The 6,082-nt window shown below is 34.2% G+C and carries 4 protein-coding genes; all 4 read right to left on the bottom strand.

Annotation, left to right across the window (positions count from 1 at the left end):
* Positions 1–1,724 (bottom strand): TonB-dependent receptor (locus Q0L29_RS08685; RefSeq protein WP_296620866.1); only part of this gene is annotated, 1,724 nt, incomplete at its 3' end.
* A 17-nt stretch (positions 1,725–1,741) separates the two neighbouring features.
* The gene (gene rpe / locus Q0L29_RS08680) at positions 1,742–2,398 is read right to left on the bottom strand and encodes a ribulose-phosphate 3-epimerase (RefSeq protein ID WP_296620864.1); all 657 of its coding nucleotides are present in this window, start codon (positions 2,396–2,398) and stop codon (positions 1,742–1,744) included.
* 35 nt (positions 2,399–2,433) lie between these two features.
* A complete protein-coding gene (locus Q0L29_RS08675) occupies positions 2,434–3,345 on the bottom strand; it encodes an ROK family protein (RefSeq protein ID WP_296620863.1) in 912 nt (303 codons plus the stop codon).
* Between the two features lie 176 nt (positions 3,346–3,521).
* Positions 3,522–5,972 carry a TonB-dependent receptor gene (locus tag Q0L29_RS08670; protein WP_296620861.1) on the bottom strand — a complete coding sequence of 817 codons (2,451 nt, stop codon included), beginning with the start codon at positions 5,970–5,972 and terminating at the stop codon, positions 3,522–3,524.
* Positions 5,973–6,082 lie beyond the last annotated feature (110 nt).

The raw sequence follows: 6,082 nt of genomic DNA, 5'->3' as shown, positions 1-6,082 counted from the left end.
TCTAAATTTTTTGTGTAATTCCCTACAAAATGAACAGCGGATTGAGCTCGAACGTCTGGTGTTATATTTCCAGAGAAATCTCGTAATTCCCTGTAAAAAGGATATTGACGATAAAGTCCGGTAGAAAAATTAAGCTTCCCACTTTTATCATCATGCAAAATTACTTGATACTGAACTCTCGGACTAAGCAACCACTCGCCTGTATTGGACCCGTAATTTAATCTCAGACCTGAATTCAAAGAATGACGAGTATTTATTTGCCATTCATGCTGAACATAAACATTTGCAAAAGTCGCTTGCAAATTGTTTTCTTGTTTGATCACTCGATTAACTTGAGCAAAATCAGCTGAATCTCTAAATTCAAATTCATCTAAATAATCATTTACATATTGTTTTTTATATTCCAATCCGAATGCCAAAAGGTGGTCTTTCTGAATTTGCCAGTCGTTTCGAATAATAGCCTGGGCTACTTGTGCATAAAGAAAATTACGAGCATAATTATAATTGGCCCCTATCCCTCTTAAACTGATACATTCATCAAATGTGTCAGAAGACAGATCTCTGTCAACATCACACAGTTGGTAAAACCCCTCTGTATTACTATATTCAAATTCAGAAGTGGAGAAAGCGGATAATATTACAGAGGTTCGGAAGTTATCAGTAAATAAATGACGTAATCTAGCCCCGCCTTGAAAACTCCTATAACTTAATGATTCTACTCCTTCGTAAGCCACTAAAAACCTTAACTTTTGTTGAAAAGAACCGAAGTCACTTTCTCGCGATGCCGGCTCTATCCGGTAATCATTTTGTGCAAATACTGCCAATAAATCTAAAGTAGTTTTATCTGAAAATCGATAATTGTAAAAAGCCTGGAAATCAAGAAAACGGGGTAAATATTCTCCTGCAGTTTCAAAAGTATTAAATAAATATTTAGCGTTCTTATATCTTAACCCAAGTAACAAATTGTCTTTCTCATTAAATTGAGTTGATAAGTAACCTGAAGCCCCTAAAAGCCCCACATTTATATTCCCTTCTGTTTCTTCTGTTTTTTTATAGTCGATTAGAAGATTACTTGAAAGTTTATCCCCATATTTTGCTTCCCAACCTCCTGCTGAAAATTCAATACTACCCACCAAATCTGGATTGATAAAACTTAATCCTTCCTGCTGGCCCGCCCTTACTAAAAAAGGTCTGTAAATCTCCATTCCATTTACATAAACCAAATTTTCATCAAAATTCCCACCTCTAACCGCATAGGAACTACTCAACTCATTATTAGAAACCACACCAGGAAGCGTGGTAAGCAATTGATTAAATTCATTAAAAGGAGTAGCTGTTTCATTTACAGAGATTGGTTCTATTTTTTGCAGACCATTTCTTGGCAAATTATCAGTCTGGCCGCTGACATCCACCTGTTGCAAAAGCAGATTATCAATCTGCATTTGAATTATGGCTGAATCAATACCTTGAATTTTAATGTCTTGATTAATATAACTGACATGTGAAATTGTTAAACGATATTCCGTTTGTTGGGGGACTTTTAAAATAAAAAAACCCAAACTGTCTGTTTGGGTACTGAATTTCGTATTTATTAATTGAATGCCTGCTGAAGCAATACCTTCATTATTTCTAGAATCTATCACTCTCCCTTTTAAGCTTTGGGTTTGTCCCAATGAAATAAATGGAGTAAAAAACACTAAAAATAAAAAGAAAATTGGACGCATGTACTGCCAGCTATTTATCAGATAGAAACGTCTTTTAGTTCCTGTATAGTATGTATTGGGTTCTCAGATTTGAAAACAAAATTTCCAGCAACTAATACATCAGCGCCTGCTTCCAATAATTTTGGTGCATTGTCTATATTCACACCCCCATCTATTTCAATTAAAGTCGAAGCATTCTGATCTACTATCAATTCTTTCAATTGACGAACTTTCGTATAAGTTTGCTCAATAAATTTTTGACCACCGAAACCTGGGTTAACAGACATCATACATACTAAATCAGTTTCCTGAATTACATTCTCTAACAGAGACACATTGGTATGTGGATTTATGGCTACTCCGGCTCTTAATCCTAAATCTCTAATGGCTTGAAGGGTTCTGTGTAAATGAGGACTAGCTTCATAATGCACAGAAATAGTGGCCGCACCTGCATCATGAAATGCCTGAATATAATTTTCAGGTTTTTCAATCATCAAGTGCACATCCAATGGCTTTTTAGCATGTTTATAGATGGCTTCGCAAACGGGCAATCCAAATGAAATATTAGGAACGAAAACACCATCCATGATATCTACATGGATATAATCTGCTTGACTTTCATTCAACATTTCCACATCTCTTTGCAAATTTGCAAAGTCAGCGGCTAAAACGGAAGGGGCTATTAAGTGACTCATTTGGCAAAGATATAAAAATTGCTTTTACCACCCACTTATGAATTTAAAAAAGCAGCACCAAAAACTCCTGCACTGTCACCCAACTTTGGTTTTACTATAGGTGTTTTCATATCAGGATTGAAAGTAAATTGCTTTACAGACTCAACACCCTCATCATATAAGTGTGGAATATTTCCTACTCCACCGCCAATTATAATCACGTCAGGATCTATTACATTGATTATAACAGATAAACCTTTTCCTAAAAAGTGAATTAAACGTTCATAGGCTTTTTGAGCAAATTCATCATCACTTTTATCAGCCATAATGTCTTTAAGCTTCTTATCCTTTCCAGATATTTTTTTATAATATCGCTCTAATGCTTTTCCAGCTAATATGGTTTCTACGCAACCGTGTTTTCCGCAATAGCAGTCCTCTCCATCTGCATCTAAAAAAATATGACCCCACTCTCCTGCTATTCCATGTTTTCCATTCCAAACTTTTCCATTAATGACCAAACCGCCACCAACGCCTGAGCCCATAATGACCCCGAAAACTACCTCAACTTTGGGGAATTGATCTTTTATTACGCCCATTTGTGTTTCGGCTACGGCAAAACAATTCGCATCATTCGCCATAAATACAGGAATTTTTAAAAGTTTCTCAAGGTCTTTATGTAGTGGTTTATGATTTAAGTTAGTAGAATTACTATTTTTCAGTAATCCACTTTCCGGATCTGTGGAACCAGGAGTACCAATCCAGATAGATTTTGGTTGAAAACCAATCTCTTCAGCCATTTGACTCACCAATAATTTAATTCGATCAGTTATATGTTCGTAACCTTTATCTGCTTCTGTTTCAATTCTTTTTCTTAATAAAACTTCAGGATTATCTTTTGATTTTAAAATAACACCTTCAATTTTAGTACCCCCTAAATCAATACCCCATAATGCCTTTTGCTCACTCATGTTTTTAGAATTTTAAAGAAAGCTAATATGGCAGATTATTCTAGTTTATAGAAATGCTTTTGAGAAAAGTTGTTTGTGGCCGTTTGATGTGGGGTGTGATGCAGTCAGTAAAAAGCTTAAGAGAAATAAACGCGAACTGCATTCCACGCTATCGTTAAACTAAACCCTTTACAAATTTAAAATTCATCTCCTCCGCCTTCATAATCTCCACCCTCTCTATTTCTTTCGCCTTTTCTTTTATTAGAATTGATTCTATAATCAAATGAAAGGGTAACAGTAGTTGTTCTCCATTGGAATTCAGAATTGTAGAAAAAGTCATCACCAGAGGTAGTGGTTCTCCATTTTCTAGAATTCAAGAGATCTCTCACATTTAAAGCTAAGGTTCCTTTCTTATCCAACACTTCTTTACTAAAGCCTAAATCCACCATATAAAAGGCTTTTCTAGTCCCTTGAGTAGTTTGTTGAGGAGCTCTATAGAAAGCACTTAATTGAACATCAAAATCATTACTAAACGACATTTGGGATGTAGCTCTACCTGAAGCTGTAAATGTTTCTGCTGAAAATACTTTCTCATTCACCACGCCATAAGTTTCAGAATAGTAAAAGTTAACATTACCATTCAGTCTCCACCAATCGTTCAAATCATGAGAATAATTATTTTCAATACCAATTGAATTTCTTTCCGCTAAATTCTGAGGCTGTGTATAAGTAATCCCGTCTATTACAGTGTTAATTCTTTCCGTTACTCCTGTAGTTCTTCTATAATACAAACCGCTATAAAGCGTGGCATCACTAAAATTATTCACCAATCCGATTTCGTAGGAATCTGTAAATTCAGGATTAAGATTTGGATTACCTATTCTTATATTTCTATCATCATTAAAATTTGAGAAAGGATTTAAAGATCGAAATCTTGGTCTATCAAATCTTCTACTATAGCTCGCCTGTAATGTATGTAATTTAGTGAATTCATAAGTCATAAATACGCTAGGGAAAAAATTCAAATAATCACGTGCATTTACCGTATCTACTGGTTGTTTCAACTGTGTCGTAATATCTGTCAATTCTGTTCTTAAACCAATTTGATAAGTGAATTTATCAAATTCACTATTGTAGATTGCGTAGATGGCGTGAATATTTTCATTATAAATAAAATCATTAGTAAAATCACCTAAAACACTATCTGCTTCCTGTCCGTCAACTTCCTGAGTTACTTCATACTCGTTGGAGATAGTTCGTAAGGTACTTCTCCAACCTGCTTCAAATGATCTACTTTCCCCTATTGGTTTCACATAATTAGCTTGCATTAAGATATTTTCAGAAAACTCATTTACATAAGAGCGTTGCTGAATACTATCAACAAATTGATTACTTGAGATTACAAATCTTTCATTCCTTAAATCAGAATCCTCAGTTTCTGAATTGTTTCTATATTGAAAATCAGCGGTTAATTTATGGTTATCATCACCACCAAATGTTTTAGTAAAATTAAGATCGTATTCTATGACTTCTTCATCTTCTTTTTCATTTTGAATTCTAACAGAGCGTCTAATTAATTCTCTTGTTTCTCTGTTGATTCCATTGTAGTCATCATAATAATTATAACTCAAATTATTTTCATCTGAAACTCTATAAAGAAAAGAACCTGTTAATGTGGTGCTTTTATTGAAGCTATAATCTATACCAAATCTGGCATTTTGTGAAAGACCACTTCTTTCCCTCTTCCTATCCACATAAGTTGAATAAGCAGTATCTTCTGGAAAAAATTCTTGATCAATAAAGCCACCACCAAAGTTTTCTCTATAAGTAATTCCATAGCTACCAAATAAGTTGACATTACCTTTTCTATAGTTGATGTTGCTATTTACACCTCCAATTATAGGGTAACCCAAATTGGCACTGATACTACCATTAACACCTCCTTTTTTCTCTTTCTTCATGATGATATTAATAATACCAGCATTTCCTTCTGCCTCATATCTTGCTGAGGGATTTGTAATAACTTTTACTCTCTCAATCTGATCAGCTTGAATTTGTCTTAAAGCAGAGCCACCGCTAATCCCTACTAAACCGGATGGTCTTCCATCTATAAGAATTCTTACATTTCCACTACCTCTTAAAGAAACGTTTCCATCTATATCTACCGTAACGCTTGGAAGGTTATCCAATAAAGATTCTGCATTGCTTCCAATATTACTAAGGTCTTCGCTTACATTAAAAACCCTCTTATCTAATTTCATTTCCATCTGAGGTCGCCTGGCTACGACTTCTACTTCAGAAAGCTGATTCACATCCTCACTTAGTTCAATAGTACCCAAATCAATACTACTTTGATCAGCATTTATTTTTCTATTTATAGTTAAGTAGGAAATAAATTGAATCCTTAAGGTATATTCACCTCTTTCAACTTGAATTTGAAAATTACCGGATTCAGGGGTAACAGTACCTGTAATTAGTTCTTCATTTTCATTAAACACACTTACATTTGCATAAGCCAGTGGTTCTTTAGTTTTAGCATCTACCAACTTACCAGTCACCTTAGTGCTCTGTGCCCACAAAGTGATAGAGGATAAACTAAATAAAATTAGGGTAAATGTTTTCAGAATATTTTTACTTGTATTATGCATAACTACGGTTTTCAATCTTTATTAATACAAATTTATGATCCAATTCTGTAGAAAATTTGAATTTTCACTCATTAGACCAAAAATTATATGTAGCTACAAGTATATTTTTA

The organism is Marivirga sp. (assembly GCF_024636815.1).
Classification (GTDB): Bacteria; Bacteroidota; Bacteroidia; order Cytophagales; family Cyclobacteriaceae; genus Marivirga.
The sequence above is the reverse complement of the archived record's forward strand: the minus strand, read 5'-3'. Positions and strand labels throughout refer to the sequence as shown.